Source organism: Phascolarctobacterium faecium, from assembly GCF_003945365.1.
In the GTDB taxonomy this organism is placed as follows: Bacteria; Bacillota; Negativicutes; order Acidaminococcales; family Acidaminococcaceae; genus Phascolarctobacterium; species Phascolarctobacterium faecium.
The window spans coordinates 1,943,853-1,961,062 of record NZ_AP019004.1 but is presented as its reverse complement, the minus strand read 5'-3'; the positions used below and the strand labels follow the sequence as shown (position 1 = coordinate 1,961,062).

Genomic DNA, 17,210 nt, shown 5'->3' with positions numbered 1-17,210 from the left:
ACCTTCTTTCTTTCGGGGCAGGAATCCTTTCCCGTCAGTGATTTCCCTTATATATAAATATTTAAAAGGGCTGTTCTTGCGGAGCTTTTGCGTATAAAGCCTTGACGCTTACTCCTTTGAGCATACCTATTTTGCCGGAAAGCGTACTGATAACGTCGGCCGGGGCATCAAGAACGATACTGATAATATTAATGCCTTTTTGTTTATATGGCAGTCCCATACGTCCAATAATATATTCGTTATGGGCATGCAGTAAAATATTAAGCTGTTCTACTGCGGCAGTATTTTCAACGATTATTCCCAGCAAGACGACACGTTTCTGCATACAAGCACCTGCTTTCAAGACAAAATAACTGATTTATTAGTATTATATCATAAAATATCTGTAATTATTATTAACGAACAAGAGGTTATAACTAAAAGATAAAAAATAATTGCGAAAATTAACACAAACAGAATAAAAGTGCTATAATATATGAAGTAAGATTAAAGCAATGGTATCAAAAGTTACAAAAAATATTGCTCTAATTATTTTATTACATGGCGTTGATTTTTGAAAGCCAGTGAAGATTTTTATGTCAGGCAATAGCTGCAGGTAAGTAAAGTGCCGCTGCCGCCAATAATACAAGGATAGGGGATGACTATCGGTATAGGAGTTTTGTTATTTACATCGTCAATCTGACCGGCATAATTAGATTTGTTGAATCTTTTTGAATTGTTGTAAATCGTGCTCAAGCTGTTTAGACATATGTTTTCTATAAAATTTCATTAAGTGTTTTTATAATTTTATTTTAGCAAATAAAAAAGGTGACCGTCAATGAGAGCCGAACCCTCTCGTTGACGGTCAAATGATTGGAAAAAGATTAAAGGAAGACTAATGTCCCAAGCAAATGTCTCGTTTGCTTTGACTGAATTATAACAATAAAAAAAGATGAATGTTGTTGCTGAGGCAACACGAATAAATTTAGAAAATAATATCATAATAAAGTAATTAAAGTAAGTTTGAATAAACAAGAAACACAAATTATAATAAAAACAAATCAAGGGCATATTAAATAGGAAGAAACTTATTTGTTTTATTTAGATGATTGAGAGTAAGAGAGAAGGAGGACAGCTATGAAAGCGGCAATGCAGAATCTTTTGAGTTTACCCTTGTTCAAAGGGTTAGCCAGCGATGAATTAGACACTATTCTTGGTAAAGTAAATGCCCTTGTTAAGCATTTTGAAAAATCGGACTATATTTATTTGGCCGGTGATGCGGTTGAGAGTATTGGCATTGTTGTAGCGGGTACTGTACAAATGATCAAGGAAGATATTATGGGAGATAAGTCCATTATCACAACAATGGGGTCTGGTTCCATTTTTGCCGAAAACTTCCTGGGGCATGACAAACAGGACGAGAAAACTAATGTTAGCTACTTTGCTGCCAGTGACAGCGAGGTGCTGATGGTTCCCTTTGGGAAGGTTCTGACCGATCTGAGTAATAATGATCCCTGCCGTAACAAATTGCTGACAAACATGATTTCAATAATGGCCAGCAACAATGCACAGTTGATTGAAAAAACGGAGATCTTGTGTAAAAAAACTCTGCGCGGCAAGATTATGACTTATCTGGAACAGGAAGCTAAACGTAACGGTTCTACTGAATTTGAAATACCTTTTAACAGAACGGATATGGCCAATTATTTGGATGCTGACCGCAGTGCTTTGACTCGTGAACTGGCCAGAATGAAAGATTGCGGATTGATTGATTTTGATAAAAGAAATTTTAAAATTTTAAAGTTTGAATAGCTTTAATGCACTTATATTATAACAAAATATTATTATTTTACTATTTAACTGCTAAAAAGCCGAAACCTTGCATGGTTTCGGCTTTTGCACCGTTTATTACAAATTTTAAAAATATAGTGTTGCCTGGGCAACATCATTTTGCATTTACCATTGCTATAATGTAAATTAATAAAGGGATTGCTAAACTTGTAGTTCCTTTGCGATCTTTATATGTTGTCCGACAATTCGAACAGCATATAGAAAATTTAAAAAGGAGGAATTTATTATGTCCCAAGCAGTAAAATGTTTAATTCTGTTGGCTGTGGTTGCATTGCTTTTTGTTACTGAACTTATCCCTCTCGCAATCACTGCTACTGCCGGCGCAATCGCGTGCGGCCTGTTAGGCTTCATCCCTGCTAAACAAGTCTTTTCCGGTTTGTCTAACTCTACGGTAGTTTTGTTTGCAGGTATGTTCATCGTTGGCGCAGCAATGTTCTATACCGGTTTGGCCCAAAAAATCGGTAATACTGTAGTTCATTTCTGTGGTACTGGCGAAAACAGCCTGATGTTTGGTTTAATGATAGTTGGTACTTTGTTGTCTTCAGTACTTTCCAATACTGGTACAGCAGCTTGCCTGCTTCCGGTTGCTTTGGGTATCTGTGCTGCTGCAAAGATTCCTGCTTCCCGTCAGTTGATGCCTTTGGCGTTCGCTTGCGGTTGGGGCGGTATCATTACGATGGTAGGCACACCGCCTAACATTATTGCTACCGGTGCTTTGACTTCTGCTGGTTTGGAAGGATTTGGTTTCTTTGAATTTGCATGGATCGGTATTCCTGTATCTATCGCAGGTATGCTCTATATGATGTTCATTGGTAAACATTTACTCCCGAAAGTTGAATTGGATGCTGACCAGGAAATCGAACAAGAAGTTGAAGCTACTACTACTTCTTCTTCCAAACAAATCATTTCCGGCGTTATCCTGCTCGTAGTTGTTTTGGTAATGGCTTTGGATATCAAAGGCGTTTCCCTGGAAATGGCAGCTATCATCGGTGCATTGGTTTGCGTACTGACTGGTTGCTTGACTGAAAAACAAGCTTACGCTTCTATCGACTGGGTAACCATCTTCCTGTTCGCAGGTATGATGCCTGTATCCACTGCAATGGATAAAACCGGCGCTGGTAAATTGATCGCTGAATGGACCGTAGGTCTGATGGGCGGTTCTCCGTCTCCGTTGATAGTTACCGCAGTTCTGTTTATCCTGTCTTGCGGTTTGACCCAATTTATGTCCAACACTGCATCCGCAGCTCTGCTGTGCCCGATTGGTGTTGCGATTGCTAAACAACTTGGCGCCGATCCGAAAGCAGTTATCATGGCTATCGCAGTTGCAGCATCCTGTGCATTCGCAACTCCGGTAGGTACTCCTCCGAATACTTTGGTTCTTGGTCCTGGCGGTTATAAATTCATGGACTATGTTAAAGCAGGTACCGGCCTTGTTGTCGTCTGCTTCGTAGTATCCCTGGTTGTAATTCCTGTTATTTGGCCGTTCTTCCCTGGCAAATAAGCTAAGAACTCTCAACATAGGATCCCTATCTGAAAAACCTGTCGATTTTATCGGCAGGTTTTTTGTTTTTGACTCAAATGTAATTTTTCTTGTTATAATATAAATATAGATCGTTAGTAATGGAGTTGTAGAAATGAAAATAAAACCGGAAGAAACAATTCAAATCCAGGGGCCTTATGGCGAAATAAATGGTATACTAACCCCCTGTATCGAAGAAAATACTGCCGCGCCGGTGCTGGTTTTGGCACATGGATTCCGAGGTTCAATGGATGGCGGCGGCAGAGCGGCTGTTTTAGCTGAAATGGCTTCCGAATGCTGTAATGTCATACGTTTTAATTTTAATGGCAGTCAAATCCTTTCCAAGCAGGTTGAAGAATTGGAAGCGGTGCTTGCTTATGTACGAATTAAATTTTCAGCCGGAAAAATATTTTTACTGGGTAGAAGTCTTGGCGGAGCAGCGGCATTAGTTGCCGCTTCACGATCTGCTGATATTACAGGACTGGTATTGTGGGCTGCGCCGAACGATTTACAGGCGACCTTCAGAAATGCCTTGGGTGCTGAAGCCTATAATGCGTTGTCTGCAGGTCAGACTCTGTATTTAAATGATGAACGGGGTGAATTGACCTTAACACCTGATTTTATTACAGATTTTGCCAAATATGATCTGCAGGGGATTTTACGTAACTGGCGTAAGCGTCCTCTGCTGATCCTTCATGGAGAAAAAGATGAAATAGTAGCTGTTGATCAGGCACGTTTGACATTTGCTTTAGCTGGAGTTCCAAAAAAGCTGGTTATCATTAACGGCGGTGACCACAGTTTTACTAATCACGGAAATAAGGCTGCGGCAGAGGTTGTTGGCTGGCTGAAAGACAGGCTGTGATGATTAATTATTGTGGTACTGTATGAAAACTTGGCGATGTATTTTCGAGCCTAGTGAGAATACGTACCCTTGTGGTATAATATTGGTAGCTATAAAACAGGAGGATATGATTTTGAAAAAAATTATTAATATTATGTTTATTGGTTTTCAGCAGTTTTAGCGTAGTAGCCTGCGGCAGTGAAACTAAGAGCGAGCCGGATGCGGTGCCGATGAAGCCGGCAACTGCTGTTTTTGAAACGTCAATGGGTGATTTTGAAGTGAAATTGGCAACAGATCTGGCTCCTAAAACTTGTGAGAATTTTATCAACCTGGCGAAAAAAGGGTTTTATAATGGAGTTACCTTTCATCGTGTTATTGATAATTTTATGATCCAGGGCGGTGATCCTATTGGTACTGGTACAGGCGGACCTGGATATACCATTAAAGATGAATTCAGCAGTAAACTGACACACGAAGGTGCAGGTGTTTTATCGATGGCCAACGCCGGTCCGAATACAGGCGGCAGCCAGTTCTTTATTACTTTGCGTGCCTGTCCGTGGCTTGATGGCAAGCATGCTGTTTTTGGTAAAGTTACCAAGGGTATGAACGTTGTTTATAAAATCGGAAAAGTAAAGACTGATGGCAATGATAAACCGTTGGAGCCGGTAACTATTAAGAATATTGTTATAAAAGAGGGGTAAGGAGAGAAAGGAGCACGAATTTGTCCTTTTTACAGAGCGAACGTATCATTGAAGTACAGGATCAACAGGAAATGGTTGGTATTTTAGGGCGAAATGACGAGCTGCTGCGGGTAATCAAGGAACATTATGAGAGTGTTATTGTTGCGCGCGGCAATGTGATCGTTTTCAGCGGTGAAGACAATGAAGTGGGGCAGATTGAAACCCTGTTCAAAGAGCTGCTTTTTTTGTATCGTCAGGGTATGCCTCTGACTACACATGATGTCAGATACAGTATTGGGATGATTGCAGAGGGTCGTCTGGAAAGTCTGCACCGTATGTATGCCGATACGATAATAGTTACCAACCGTGGCCGTCAGGTAAAAGCGAAAACACTGGGACAATGGGATTATGTAGAAACCATTAAACGCAGTAATGTCACTATTGGGATAGGTCCTGCAGGTACAGGCAAAACTTATCTGGCTGTGGCTTTAGCTGTGAAGGCTTTAAAGAATAAAGAGGTTGAACGGATCGTTCTGACTCGTCCTGCTGTAGAAGCCGGTGAAAAACTTGGCTTTTTGCCAGGTGATATGCAGGATAAGGTCGATCCTTATCTGAGACCGTTGTATGACGCGTTATATGACATGCTGGGCAGCGAGACTTTTCAGAAATATGTTGCCAGAGGGACGATAGAAGTTGCTCCTTTAGCTTATATGCGCGGACGTACTTTGAATGATTCGTTTATTATTCTGGACGAAGCGCAGAATACAACACCGGAGCAAATGAAGATGTTTCTGACCCGTTTTGGTTTTGGGTCGAAAATGGTCATTACTGGTGATATTACACAGATTGATTTACCAAACGGTAAAAACAGCGGGTTGAAACAGGCGGCCTATGTTCTGCAGAAAACTCCGGGGGTAGGTATTATTCGTTTTGGAGAAGCTGACGTCGTTCGTCACGAGATCGTGGCCGCTATTATCAGGGCATATGAGAATTATGACAGCAGACGCCAGAAACAGCGGGAGGCAGACAATGATAATAACGCTGGAAAATGACCAGGATAAATTACAGATCAGTGAAGAGCTGGAGCAGCTGCTGACTGCGGGATTGAATGTAGTAGCCAGGCTGCACAGTCTGTCTGAGATGACAGAAGTTGATATTATTATTGTTGATGATGAAGAAATACATATGCTGAATCGCGATTATCGTAATGTCGACAGGCCTACAGATGTACTTTCTTTTGCACTTGATGAAGAAAGTGAAGAGGAACCGGAGCTTTTAGGTGGGCCTGAAGAACATCTTTTGGGAGATATCATTATCAGCGCTGAAACTGCTTCCAGACAGGCGGAAGAATTTGGACATGGCTTGGAACGTGAAATCGTTTATTTAGCGGTACACGGCCTGCTGCACCTTCTGGGATATGATCATATGACAGATGAGGATAAAGCAGTTATGCGGGCTAAAGAGGAAGAAGCTTTACGGGAAATCAGCCTTTCGGAAGAATTTCTGGTTCATTAAAAGGAGCGGTTATGGAGATGAAGTTATTAGCGGCAGCGCAGGCGGCACGTGATAATGCTTACGCGCCTTATTCTAAATTCAAAGTTGGGGCGGCGGTCGAAACTGTTGACGGAGAAATTTTTACCGGCTGCAATATAGAAAATGCTTCGTATGGGTTGACTTGCTGTGCAGAGCGTAATGCTGTTTTTGCAGCTGTGTGCAGCGGCGTACGCAGGTTTAAAACTTTGTGCGTAGTTGCCGATACAGATGAGCCGGTGGCACCATGCGGCGCTTGCCGTCAGGTGCTGGCAGAGTTTCCTTTTGAAAAAATAATCCTGGCAAATTGCAAGGGACAGACAAAAACAATGTCTGTGGCAGAACTGCTGCCATATGGTTTTGGCTCTGAGTCCCTGAATATAAAAAATAAATGTAAGTGAAAGCAAAGGAGCGATTAGTATAAATAAGCAGGATGGCAAGCATTATTCTGGGTTTGCGGCTATTGTAGGCCGGCCAAATGTAGGCAAATCAACGTTGACGAATGGATTGATCGGGGAGAAAATTGCAATTATGAGTGACCGTCCTCAGACAACGCGTAATAAGATCATGTGTATTATGAATACTGACAATGCTCAGATCATGTTCTTGGATACTCCCGGTATCCATAAGCCGCAGCATAAGCTGGGGCAATATATGGTACGGGCTGCAGAAAGTACGCTGCACGAGGTAGATGTGGTTTTGTTTGTTGTCGATGTTTCGGAAAAGCGCGGTGCCGGAGAGGATTATATTCTGGAGCAGCTGCGCAAGGTCAAAACTCCGGTGATTCTTGTTGCCAATAAAATCGATAAACTGGCAGACAAAGGTAAGCTTTTCGGCATTATTGAAAGCTATACTAAAGATTTTACCTTTGCGGCAGTAGTGCCTGTTTCTGCTTTGCAGGATACTGAATTCCCGGGTTTAGTAAATGAGATCACCAAGTATTTGCCGGAAGGTCCGGCATATTTCCCGGACGATATGATAACCGACCAGCCGGAACGGATAATTGCTGCGGAAATGATTCGTGAAAAGGTACTGCGGTCAACTCGTGATGAGGTGCCACATTCTATTGCTGTGGAGATTGATGAATTCAAGGTACGTGATAATGATGATATTTATATTCGTGCCAATATTTTTGTGGAACGTGAATCCCAAAAAGGTATCGTGATTGGGGCTAAGGGCAGCTTGCTGAAAAAGATCGGCGAGCAGGCCCGGAAGGATATTGAATCACTGCTCGGCAATAAGGTTTTTCTTGATCTGTGGGTTAAAGTAAAACCTGATTGGCGCAATAAGGATAAGGCTTTGAAGCAATTCGGCTATGAAGGCTGATTTATTGACTGAAAATACAGTAGTATGGTATGCTTATGCTAATAACAATTTATGAAGTTTATATAAGTAAGGAGAGATGACCTATCGACGGCGACCCCGCTATGACATGCTTATTTGAGCTGTCTATTGCATTATTGATCACTTTATTGAACGGCTTTTTTGTTATGGCTGAATATTCTTTAGTCAGAATCAGAAAAAGCAGGCTGGATGAATTGATCCGGCAGGGAAAAAGCAGAGCTAACACAGTTTTAAAAATGAGCGAAAAGCTTGATACCTACCTGAGTGCGACTCAGCTTGGTATTACTGCTTCGTCTTTGCTTTTGGGCTGGTTTGGCGGCCCGCTTCTCGCTGAAATGTTCCGCGGTATGTTTGGTGTAAGTGCCGGCACCTGGTATGATCATTCGCTGGTTTTTGCCTGTGCGTTTCTTATCATCGTTTTTCTGCATGTTGTTTTCGGCGAACTGGTGCCTCGCACTATCGCCTTAGGTAAGGTCGAGCAGGTAGCGATGGCGGTCGCTTATCCGTTGGTTTTTTTTCATTACCTTTTATATCCGCTGGTTGTGCTTTTTAATCGAATCTCCCATGCTGTATTGTGCCTTTTAGGCGTTGATCCTGTCCCTGATGAAGATATCTCGCGCAGTGAAGATGAGCTGCGGATGATAGTCAGTGCCAGCGAACGCGGCGGTAAGCTGGATCATATGGAAAGCCGTCTGATTGATAATGTTTTTGATTTCGCCGACCGCGTGGCTCGTGAAGTCATGGTGCCGCGTCAGGATATGATTTGTTTGTATACTGATGATACGCTGCAGGAAAATCTGCAGGCTGTGCGTGAAAGCCGGCATACACGTTATCCTTTATGTATGGAAGACAAAGATCATGTTTTGGGCGTTATTCATGTGCGTGATTTGATGGATCTGGACGATGACGACGATCCGGCTTTTGATCTGCGGACACGAATGCGCAATATTGTCGTTGTTCCCGAAGGAATGTCAACGGCTAAAGTGCTGCAGATGATGCAGCATAAGCGTATCCAGATTGCTGTAGTTGCTGATGAATATGGCGGTACGGCTGGTCTGGTTACAATGGAAGATCTCCTGGAGGAAATTGTCGGTGATATTCAGGATGAGCATGATGGCGAAGAAGCAGAAGATATTTTGCGCTTAGGCGATGACAGCTATGAGTTCGACGGCCTTGTTTTACTGGACGAGATTTCTGAACTTTTAAATATTGAATTTGACGAACCGGAGGAAGATACCATTGGCGGTTTTGTCTTCGGACTTTTAGGGCGTAAGCCTGAAGAAGGTGACAGAGTCGTTACCGGCAGCTGGCGCTTTGAGGTTACTGAAGCAGAAGGTTTTAGAGTAACACGGGTCAAAGCTACCAGGTTACAGGAAGATGGTACTGCGGTACAAGCTGATGAGTAATACTGCATATCAGGACGAAGTAATTATTTTAAAAGTAAAGGATTGGCAGACTGCGGATAAATACGCAGTCTGTTTTTCGCGTGCCCATGGTAAAATACCTTTTTTAGCGTACGGTGCCCGTTATGCGAGGACTACTGGCGGACGGCTGATACAGCCTTTTGCGATGCTCGATATGCAGCTATATTCTGGTAAACGTCTGGACAGTATGAAAAGCTGTGAATTGATTGCTTTGCCGCAGCAAATGGACATCAAACAGATGGCTTATGCTTCGGTGATTGCTGAAGTGACAGAAGCTCTAACGGAAGCACATGAGCCGCAGGAAGATATTTATGAGCTGCTTGTAGGAGCAGTACAAATACTTTCCAGGAATAACCCGCGTCTGGTCGCGTTGTCGGCTATTTGCAAGCTGCTTGTTTTAACAGGATTTGCTCCTGTTTATGACGCCTGTGTCAACTGTACTGAAGCTGTTGAAGGAGATGCTTTTTTTAGTGTCGTTCAGGGCGGCCTTATTTGCGAAGCCTGTCACGGAGGGGAAGAGTTGCCCTTTAGCAGCGGCGCTCAGAAGCTGCTGCAGGAGCTGATTGCGCTGGATTTCAATGATCCACAGCCTTTTACTGTGCGCGGCGGCGATTTGATGCAGCTGGAACAGATACTTTATCGGTTTATTGTTTACCAGATCGACAAGCCTTTGAAAAGTTTAAGCTTTTTAGCGCAGTTAGGATTGTAAAAGCATTGACAAAGGACGTCTGATTTGATATATTTTCTTTTAAGCGATGAAAGGGATAAGTAGTTTTCTGTTTTAGCGAGCCGGGATGGTGTAAGCCGGCAGATGAGAAAACAAAGGCACCCGGGAGCTGCAATTTTATAAACATCGAGGCGGACCGTATGAGCGGTCAAGCAGGGTGGAACCGCGGAGTGATTTATGTCTCCGTCCCTGTAACTTAATTGTTACAGGGACGGAGACTTTTGTTTTTGTCGTTGTAACAAATAAAATAGGAGGCAGAACATGAATTTTCAAACAATTATTTTGAAGCTCCAGAAATTCTGGGCAGACCAAAACTGCATCATGGGCCAGCCCTATGATGTCGAAAAAGGTGCGGGAACTATGAATCCGTCAACTTTTCTGCGCGTTTTAGGACCGGAACCATGGCGTGTGGCTTATGTAGAGCCATCTCGACGTCCGGCTGACGGGCGTTATGGGGATAACCCCAATCGGTTGTTCCAGCATCATCAATATCAGGTAATTATTAAACCGTCTCCGGATAATATTCAGGAGCTTTATCTCCAGAGCCTGGCCGAACTGGGTATCCGTCAGGAAGAACATGATATCCGTTTTGTTGAGGATAACTGGGAATCACCGACTTTAGGTGCTTGGGGACTTGGCTGGGAGGTTTGGCTGGATGGTATGGAAATTACCCAGTTCACCTATTTTCAGCAGGTCGGCAGTATCGACGTGAAACCTGTTACTGTTGAAATCACGTATGGTTTAGAGCGACTGGCTATGTATATCCAGGGTGTGGAAAATGTTTTTGATATTGAATGGGTGGATGGAGTCACTTATGGTGACGTTTTCCATACTAACGAAGTAGAACAGTCTTTTTACAATTTTCAAGTAGCTGATACAGCACTGCTGTTTGATCTGTTTGATAAATATGAAGCTGAGGCAAAACGCGTTATTGAGGCCGGATATATCCGTCCTGCTTATGATTATGTATTGAAATGTTCTCATACTTTTAACCTTTTGGATTCCCGCGGCGCCATCAGCGTCAGCGAAAGAACGGCTTTCATTGGCCGTGTGCGCGCTATGGCACGTTTGTGCGCAGCTGCTTATGTTGAACAAAGGGAAAAACTTGGCTTCCCGTTATTGAAAGGGGAGAATAAATAATGGAAAAATTATTATTTGAAATCGGTACTGAAGAGATCCCCGCAAAATTTATGCCGGGTATTCTTAAACAATTACAAGAGCTTGCTGCAGGTAAAATGCAGGAGCTGCGTATTCCGTTTGAAAATATCAAGGTTTATGGCACGCCTCGCCGGATGACCTTTATTGCTGAAGGTGTAGCAGAAGCTCAGGCAGACAGTACGATTGAGGCTAAAGGGCCGTCTGCAAAAATTGCTTTCGTAAGCGGAGCTCCTTCCAAAGCGGCAATAGGCTTTGCCCGCGGGCAGGGGATAGACGTTAAAGATCTGGAAGTGCGTGGAGAATACGTTTATGCAGTAAAACATTTGGCAGGTCAACCTGTTGTCGATTTACTGCCCGGTTTGCTGTTTGATATCCTGGAGTCTTTATCTTTCCCGAAAAATATGCGCTGGGCCGATTATGATTTTCGGTTCGTGCGTCCTATCCGCTGGCTGGTAGCACTGTTCGGTGAAAAAGTAATACCGGTAGAAATTACCGGCGTAAAATCGGGCAGGTATTCGATGGGACATCGTTTTATGCAGCAATCTATGAAAGAGGCTGTGGAAACTAAAGGCCTGCTGAGCGCGGCTATCAATAAGGTTGGCAATGTAGTGCATTCTGCTGTTATGGGAATGCAGGGAGCTGTTGAGATCCCCAACGCTGATGCATATGTACAGGCACTGGCTGACAACTTTGTGATGGTCGATCAGGATGCCCGTCGTGAATTGATTCGTCAGCAGGTGACAGAACTGGCGGCTGCCGAAGGCGGAATTGCTGAAATTGACGAAGACTTACTGGAAGAAGTCAATTATCTTGTTGAATATCCTACTGCATTATGTGGGAAATTTGAAGAAAAATTCCTGTCGTTACCGAAGGAAGCCATTATCACCCCAATGCGTGAACATCAGCGTTATTTTCCGGTAGTGGATGAAGAAGGCAGGCTGCTCAATAAATTTATTACAGTCCGCAATGGCGGTAAAGAGTTTTTAGATGTTGTCGCACACGGTAATGAACGTGTTTTACGCGCTCGTCTCAGTGATGCTGAATTCTTCTTCAATGAAGACCGCAAACTAAAATTGGAAGACCGTCTGGAAAAACTGAAAACAGTTTCATTCCAGGAAGGTCTGGGCAATATGTATGATAAGAGTGAGCGGTTGGCTAAACTGGCTGAAATGGTTAAGTTTGCCATCAATGTTAAAGTTGACGATACTAACCTCAAACGTACAGCTTTGCTGTCTAAAACAGATCTTGTTGCCGGGATGGTGGTTGAATTTACAGAGCTGCAGGGAGTTATGGGGCGTGAATATGCCAAATTAGACGGCGAACCTGCTGAAGTTGCTGAAGGTATTTATGAACACTATCTGCCGCGTTTTGCCGGTGACGAGCTGCCGAAGGGTACTATTGGACGTATTGTCGGCATCAGTGATAAAATAGATAATATCGTTGCTACTTTCAGCCGCGGACTTGCACCGACAGGCTCGCAGGATCCTTATGCATTGCGTCGTCAGGCTTTGGGTATCATCAATATTCTTATCAGCAGTAACTATCATATGCCCCTGATCAAAATTCTGGCAGGTGCGCTGTATCTGCTCAATATCAAACCGGAAGATACCGGTAAATTGATACCGCAGATTTTAGAATTCTTTAAATTACGTTTGAAAAATATGATGATCGAACAGGGAATCCGTTATGACGTTGTCGATGCTGTTTTTGCCGATGAACGCAACGATGATTTAGTAGATATTTACGCGCGCTGCAAGGCTTTGAATGCGTATGTAGTTCTGCCGGAAGCAGAAGCTGTTATTCAGGCTTCTATCCGTGTCTGCAATCTTTGCAAAAAAATTGAGACTGAAGTTGCTATAAGCAGTGCGCTTTTTGCCGACCCGGCAGAGCAGGAACTGCATGATGTTCTGATTCGTCTTAATAAAGAGCTGATCCCGGACATCGTGACTTATAATTATGCCGGTGCATTAAAACTTGCCGATCAGGTAGTTGAGCCTGTAAATAAATTCTTTGACAGTGTTATGGTCATGGATGAAAATGTTGATATTAAAAATAATCGTCTGGCCCTTCTTGAGCAGGCGAAAGAGGTTACAAATGCTGTCGGCGATTTGAGCTGTATCGTTCTTTAATCGCACATTTTACGGCAGTTGTTTTGTCAGGCCCTTGGTTACAAACACCAGAGTACATTTAGTACGCGGCGTGTCTGTCATCAGGGGCTTTCCTTGTATTTGCAGTGAGATTCGTGGGCTTGATTGTATTGTTAAGAAATATACTAAGAAGTACATTGTGCAATCGTTACATATATGGCGCAGTCTATGAGATGGATTTTAGTTATAATCTGCTGATTTTACTTTTTCCCAGGTATCATTTAGTGTATACTAATATATATACTCTGTTTTTCCAGTGACGAAAATATTATTTAAAGAGTAAAGGAGGGCCGTACTGAAAATAAGCACATTTTGTAAAATTTAACACAAAAAGTTAAAAAGCGATGAAAAAAGTCCTTGAATGTGGTGTACAAATATGATATAGTATACACTATATTAAGGGCGCAGCCCAAAAAGTATAATATAAAGGAGTGCTACAATCATGAAAAAAGAAGAACAGTTTCTTCTCTGGTTTGAGCAATTAGAAAGAAAAGACGTTGATATCGTTGGCGGCAAATCCTCTTCCCTCGGTGAAATGACTGCTAAGACAGATGTTCCCGTTCCTTACGGTTTTGCTACTACGGCTTACGCTTATAGATACTTCATTAAAGAAAGCGGTCTTGAAGAAAAGATGCGCTCTATTTTGTCTGAATTGACTGACGTTGAAAACAGCGCTTTACTGCGTGATGTCAGCGCTCGTCTGCGTGATGCCATCATGGCTGAGAAAATGCCTCAGGATCTGCAGGACGCTATTGGCGCTGCTTATGTTGAACTTGGTAAAAGAGTCGGCGAAGAGAATCCCTATGTCGCCGTTCGTTCCAGCGCTACAGCTGAAGATTTACCGGATGCAAGCTTTGCTGGTCAGCAGGATACCTATCTGAACGTACAGGGTGCTGAAACCATTATCGCAAAGGTAAAGGAATGCTACGCTTCCTGCTTTACCGACCGTGCTGTTTATTATCGTGAAAAACAAGGCTTTGATCATATAGAAGTTGCTTTGAGTGCCGTTGTACAAATGATGGTTTTCTCTAAAACTTCCGGTGTTATGTTTACTGTTAACGTTGCTACTGGCGATGACAATAATATCCTGATTGAGGCAGCCTTTGGACTGGGTGAATATGTTGTTCAGGGTACTGTTACTCCTGATAATTATACTATTTCCAAACATGACCACAAAATCATTGACCGCTGCGTAAATGAGCAGGACATCATGCTTGTACGCAAAAAAGGCGGCGACTGTGAAGAAGTGCAGGTCCCTGAAGAACTGCGCAAAGTACAGACTTTGACTGACGAGCAGATTTTGGAACTGGCTGATTATGCTAAAAAGATCGAAAAACATTATGGCTGCTATATGGATATGGAATGGGGCGTTGATGAACGTACCAATAAAATCTGGATTCTGCAGGCCCGTCCGGAAACCGTATGGAGCCGCCGCAATAAAGAAGGAGGAGCAAAAGTGCAGGAAAGCAAATCTATGACTACTACTGATCATAAAGTTATCGTGAAAGGTTTGCCTGCAAGCCCGGGTAAAGTTTCTGGCCGCGTACACGTTATTCTTGATCCTTCCCGCATCGATGAATTTAAAGAAGGAGAGATCCTTGTTACTGAGATGACCGCTCCTGACTGGGTACCGGCAATGAAAAAAGCCAAAGCTATCGTCACTGACAGCGGCGGAATGACCTGTCATGCTTCCATCGTTAGCCGCGAGCTGGGTATTCCCTGTATCGTTGGTACTAAGAGCCGTGGTGAAGCTGCTACTGTTACTATTCCTGACGGTATTGATGTAACTATCGATGCTACTCATGGCGTAGTTTATGAAGGCATTATTGAAGAAGCTAAAAAAGAAAATCAGGCAGGCGCTGCTGTAGCGGTTGCTGAATACTTCCCGCCGACTGGCACTAAAGTTTATATGAATTTGGGCGATCCGGAACTGGCTGAGAAATATTCCAGTCTGCCCTGTGATGGTATCGGTTTGATGCGTGAAGAGTTCATCTGGACTACTTATATCCATGAACATCCTTTGTATCTCATTAAAACCGGACATCCTGAAAAAGTTGTCGATCAGCTGGCAGAAGGTATGCGTCAGGTTTGTCAGGCAATGGCTCCCAGACCGGTTACTCTGCGTTTCAGCGATTTCAAATCCAGTGAATATCGTGATTTGAAAGGCGGCGATGAGTTCGAACCTTATGAACCTTCAGCATTATTGGGCTGGCGCGGTGCTTCACGTTATTATGATCCTAAATACATCGAAGCTTTCAAACTGGAATGCCAGGCTGTAGTGAAAGTTCGTGAAGAGTTTGGTCTGAAAAACCTTAATGTTATGATTCCTTTCTGCCGTAATGTAGAGGAATGTGAAAAAGTGGTTAAGATTATGGCTGAATGTGGCTTGGAGCGCGGTAAGGACTTTAAAGTATGGTTGATGGCTGAAATTCCTTCCAATATCATTCTGGCCGATCAGTTCAATAAGTATGTAGACGGTTATTCTATCGGTTCTAACGATTTGACCATGCTGGTGCTTGGCTGTGACCGTGATAATGATACTGTTTCCCATATCTATGATGAACGTAATCTGGCAGTGCGCCGTGCAGTACGTCACCTTATTGAGGTTGCTCACAGCGAAGGCAAAACTGTTTCTATCTGTGGTCAGGCTCCCAGCGTTTATCCTGAATTCTGTGAATTCCTCATTAAGAGCGGTATCGACAGTATTTCCGTAAATCCTGATACTGTTAAATTTACCAAAAAATTAGTTGCTCAAGTAGAGCAGCGTGTTATGCTCGACGCTTTAACAGGTCGCGGCCGTAAAGAAGTCGAAGAACTTGACTGGAAATAATAATTAAGAAAAACCCCGTTGTCTTTTAAGACAGCGGGGTTTGTTTATTAAAAATAGAATTTAGAGTTTTTTAGCTTTGATGGCGATAAGATTCATATATTTCCCTGCACCGGCATTCATTGAAGCTCTATCGTTGATGGCATGTTCCTCATCACATTCCAGCCAGTCCTGCCAGGCTTCCTCCATACACTTCAGCTCTGAGATGCTTTCGATATTGATCGTTTGAGATTGTGAAAGCAGTTCGTGCCACCACTTACAGCTGTGAAAGGTATCAAGATCTTCAGCACCCCAGGAAATGAGCAGTTCGGACGGCAGATTATTGTGATAATCTTTTTTGAAGCCGGGGAAGGCTAAGGCAATGATACCATTTGGTTTGATATAAGGAGCTAGTTTGGTGTCCATAAATTCAGGTGTATTGCCAAAATAATGATATGAATCGACACTGATCACCGCATCAAAATAATTTTCAGCATAGGGAAGGTCAAGGGCATTGGCATGGATTGGTATGATGCGATCTTCAAGCCCGAGCTTTTTGAAGCGCTCAAAATTTTCTGCAGCTGTTATCCAAAGGTCGGTTGCATAGACTTGTACGCCGAATTCTTTTGCTAAAAAGATTGATGTAAGTCCTTTGCCGCAGCCCAAATCAAGTATTTTCATATCTGACGTGAGTTTTATTCCTTCTGTAAGTTCTTCTAAAATTTTTAAGGCATTAGGGCCCATCATATTTTCAAGCAGAAATTGCTTGTCGTATTGTTCGCTTTTAGGATATTTCATTATAGCACCTGCTTTCTCTGTCTTTGTGTTTATTATATTACAGGTTTTACAAAATTACTTCCTGCATTTTTTTTCTGAAAAGAAAAAGAGAACGTCAGGTAATGACGTTCTCAAGGATCAGATTTTCTTTTTAGCAATGATACTGTATATTGTTTTAGATGACAAAAAGTATTCTTCGGCAAGAACAGTAACAGGAATTCCACTTAGATAACGGCAGAATATTTCCTGATTACGTTCAGCAGTTTGTTGTTTTGTACCTTTGGTCGATCCCCAGGGGCGTTTGTTATTGGTTTTACGAGGGATATAGATATATTCACCGTCTATGTATTCCTGAATAGCTGATAAAAGTGGCGGTGGTAATATTTTTTTACCGTTTTGATAGCACATATTGCTTCCTCCCAGATTT

At 42.7% G+C, this 17,210-nt stretch carries 16 protein-coding genes; 13 read left to right on the top strand and 3 right to left on the bottom strand.

The genetic code is table 11. From position 1 onward, the window contains the following. Nucleotides 1-61 precede the first annotated feature (61 nt). Nucleotides 62-325 (bottom strand): TM1266 family iron-only hydrogenase system putative regulator, encoded by a 264-nt coding sequence (locus PFJ30894_RS09440; protein WP_021716954.1) that lies wholly within the window; start codon nucleotides 323-325, stop codon nucleotides 62-64. 791 nt (nucleotides 326-1,116) lie between these two features. Between PFJ30894_RS09440 and PFJ30894_RS09435 the strand changes: the two genes are divergently transcribed. The 13 genes from PFJ30894_RS09435 to ppsA all read left to right on the top strand — a co-directional run bounded on the left by PFJ30894_RS09435 (nucleotide 1,117) and on the right by ppsA (nucleotide 16,030). Next, nucleotides 1,117-1,791: a Crp/Fnr family transcriptional regulator gene (locus PFJ30894_RS09435; protein WP_021716953.1), complete on the top strand. Its 675-nt coding sequence runs from the start codon at nucleotides 1,117-1,119 to the stop codon at nucleotides 1,789-1,791. 265 nt (nucleotides 1,792-2,056) lie between these two features. Next, nucleotides 2,057-3,331: an SLC13 family permease gene (locus PFJ30894_RS09430; RefSeq protein WP_021716952.1), complete on the top strand. Its 1,275-nt coding sequence runs from the start codon at nucleotides 2,057-2,059 to the stop codon at nucleotides 3,329-3,331. A 133-nt stretch (nucleotides 3,332-3,464) separates the two neighbouring features. Further along, nucleotides 3,465-4,211 (top strand): alpha/beta hydrolase family protein, encoded by a 747-nt coding sequence (locus PFJ30894_RS09425; protein WP_125669670.1) that lies wholly within the window; start codon nucleotides 3,465-3,467, stop codon nucleotides 4,209-4,211. Between the two features lie 209 nt (nucleotides 4,212-4,420). After that, complete coding sequence (locus PFJ30894_RS09420) at nucleotides 4,421-4,891, top strand: peptidylprolyl isomerase (protein ID WP_125669669.1); 471 nt, start codon at nucleotides 4,421-4,423, stop codon at nucleotides 4,889-4,891. A 71-nt stretch (nucleotides 4,892-4,962) separates the two neighbouring features. After that, entirely contained in the window at nucleotides 4,963-5,922 is a 960-nt protein-coding gene (locus PFJ30894_RS09415; RefSeq protein WP_044491485.1) for a PhoH family protein, read from the top strand. After that, nucleotides 5,900-6,385 (top strand): rRNA maturation RNase YbeY, encoded by a 486-nt coding sequence (ybeY, locus tag PFJ30894_RS09410; protein ID WP_125669668.1) that lies wholly within the window; start codon nucleotides 5,900-5,902, stop codon nucleotides 6,383-6,385. Before PFJ30894_RS09415 ends, ybeY begins: the two co-directional genes overlap by 23 nt. Before the next feature lie 11 nt (nucleotides 6,386-6,396). Beyond that, entirely contained in the window at nucleotides 6,397-6,801 is a 405-nt protein-coding gene (locus PFJ30894_RS09405) for a cytidine deaminase (protein ID WP_125669667.1), read from the top strand. Between the two features lie 13 nt (nucleotides 6,802-6,814). Then, nucleotides 6,815-7,726, top strand: a complete 912-nt coding sequence (gene era / locus PFJ30894_RS09400) for a GTPase Era (protein ID WP_370835350.1) — start codon at nucleotides 6,815-6,817, stop codon at nucleotides 7,724-7,726. A gap of 101 nt (nucleotides 7,727-7,827) precedes the next feature. Then, on the top strand, nucleotides 7,828-9,150 hold the full coding sequence (locus PFJ30894_RS09395) for a hemolysin family protein (RefSeq protein WP_125669666.1): 1,323 nt from the start codon (nucleotides 7,828-7,830) through the stop codon (nucleotides 9,148-9,150). Continuing rightward, nucleotides 9,143-9,877: a DNA repair protein RecO gene (gene recO, locus PFJ30894_RS09390; RefSeq protein WP_113077676.1), complete on the top strand. Its 735-nt coding sequence runs from the start codon at nucleotides 9,143-9,145 to the stop codon at nucleotides 9,875-9,877. Before PFJ30894_RS09395 ends, recO begins: the two co-directional genes overlap by 8 nt. A gap of 279 nt (nucleotides 9,878-10,156) precedes the next feature. After that, nucleotides 10,157-11,035 carry a glycine--tRNA ligase subunit alpha gene (gene glyQ / locus PFJ30894_RS09385; protein WP_021716943.1) on the top strand — a complete coding sequence of 293 codons (879 nt, stop codon included), beginning with the start codon at nucleotides 10,157-10,159 and terminating at the stop codon, nucleotides 11,033-11,035. Further along, on the top strand, nucleotides 11,035-13,182 hold the full coding sequence (gene glyS, locus PFJ30894_RS09380; RefSeq protein ID WP_197714934.1) for a glycine--tRNA ligase subunit beta: 2,148 nt from the start codon (nucleotides 11,035-11,037) through the stop codon (nucleotides 13,180-13,182). Before glyQ ends, glyS begins: the two co-directional genes overlap by 1 nt. 460 nt (nucleotides 13,183-13,642) lie before the next feature. After that, a complete protein-coding gene (gene ppsA, locus PFJ30894_RS09375) occupies nucleotides 13,643-16,030 on the top strand; it encodes a phosphoenolpyruvate synthase (RefSeq protein ID WP_021716941.1) in 2,388 nt (795 codons plus the stop codon). Between the two features lie 60 nt (nucleotides 16,031-16,090). On the opposite strand, the gene PFJ30894_RS09370 is transcribed toward ppsA, so the two are convergent. After that, the gene (locus PFJ30894_RS09370) at nucleotides 16,091-16,804 is read right to left on the bottom strand and encodes an SAM-dependent methyltransferase (RefSeq protein ID WP_113077678.1); all 714 of its coding nucleotides are present in this window, start codon (nucleotides 16,802-16,804) and stop codon (nucleotides 16,091-16,093) included. Nucleotides 16,805-16,921: 117 nt separating this feature from the next. Then, entirely contained in the window at nucleotides 16,922-17,191 is a 270-nt protein-coding gene (locus tag PFJ30894_RS09365) for a CD3324 family protein (protein ID WP_021716939.1), read from the bottom strand. Nucleotides 17,192-17,210 lie beyond the last annotated feature (19 nt).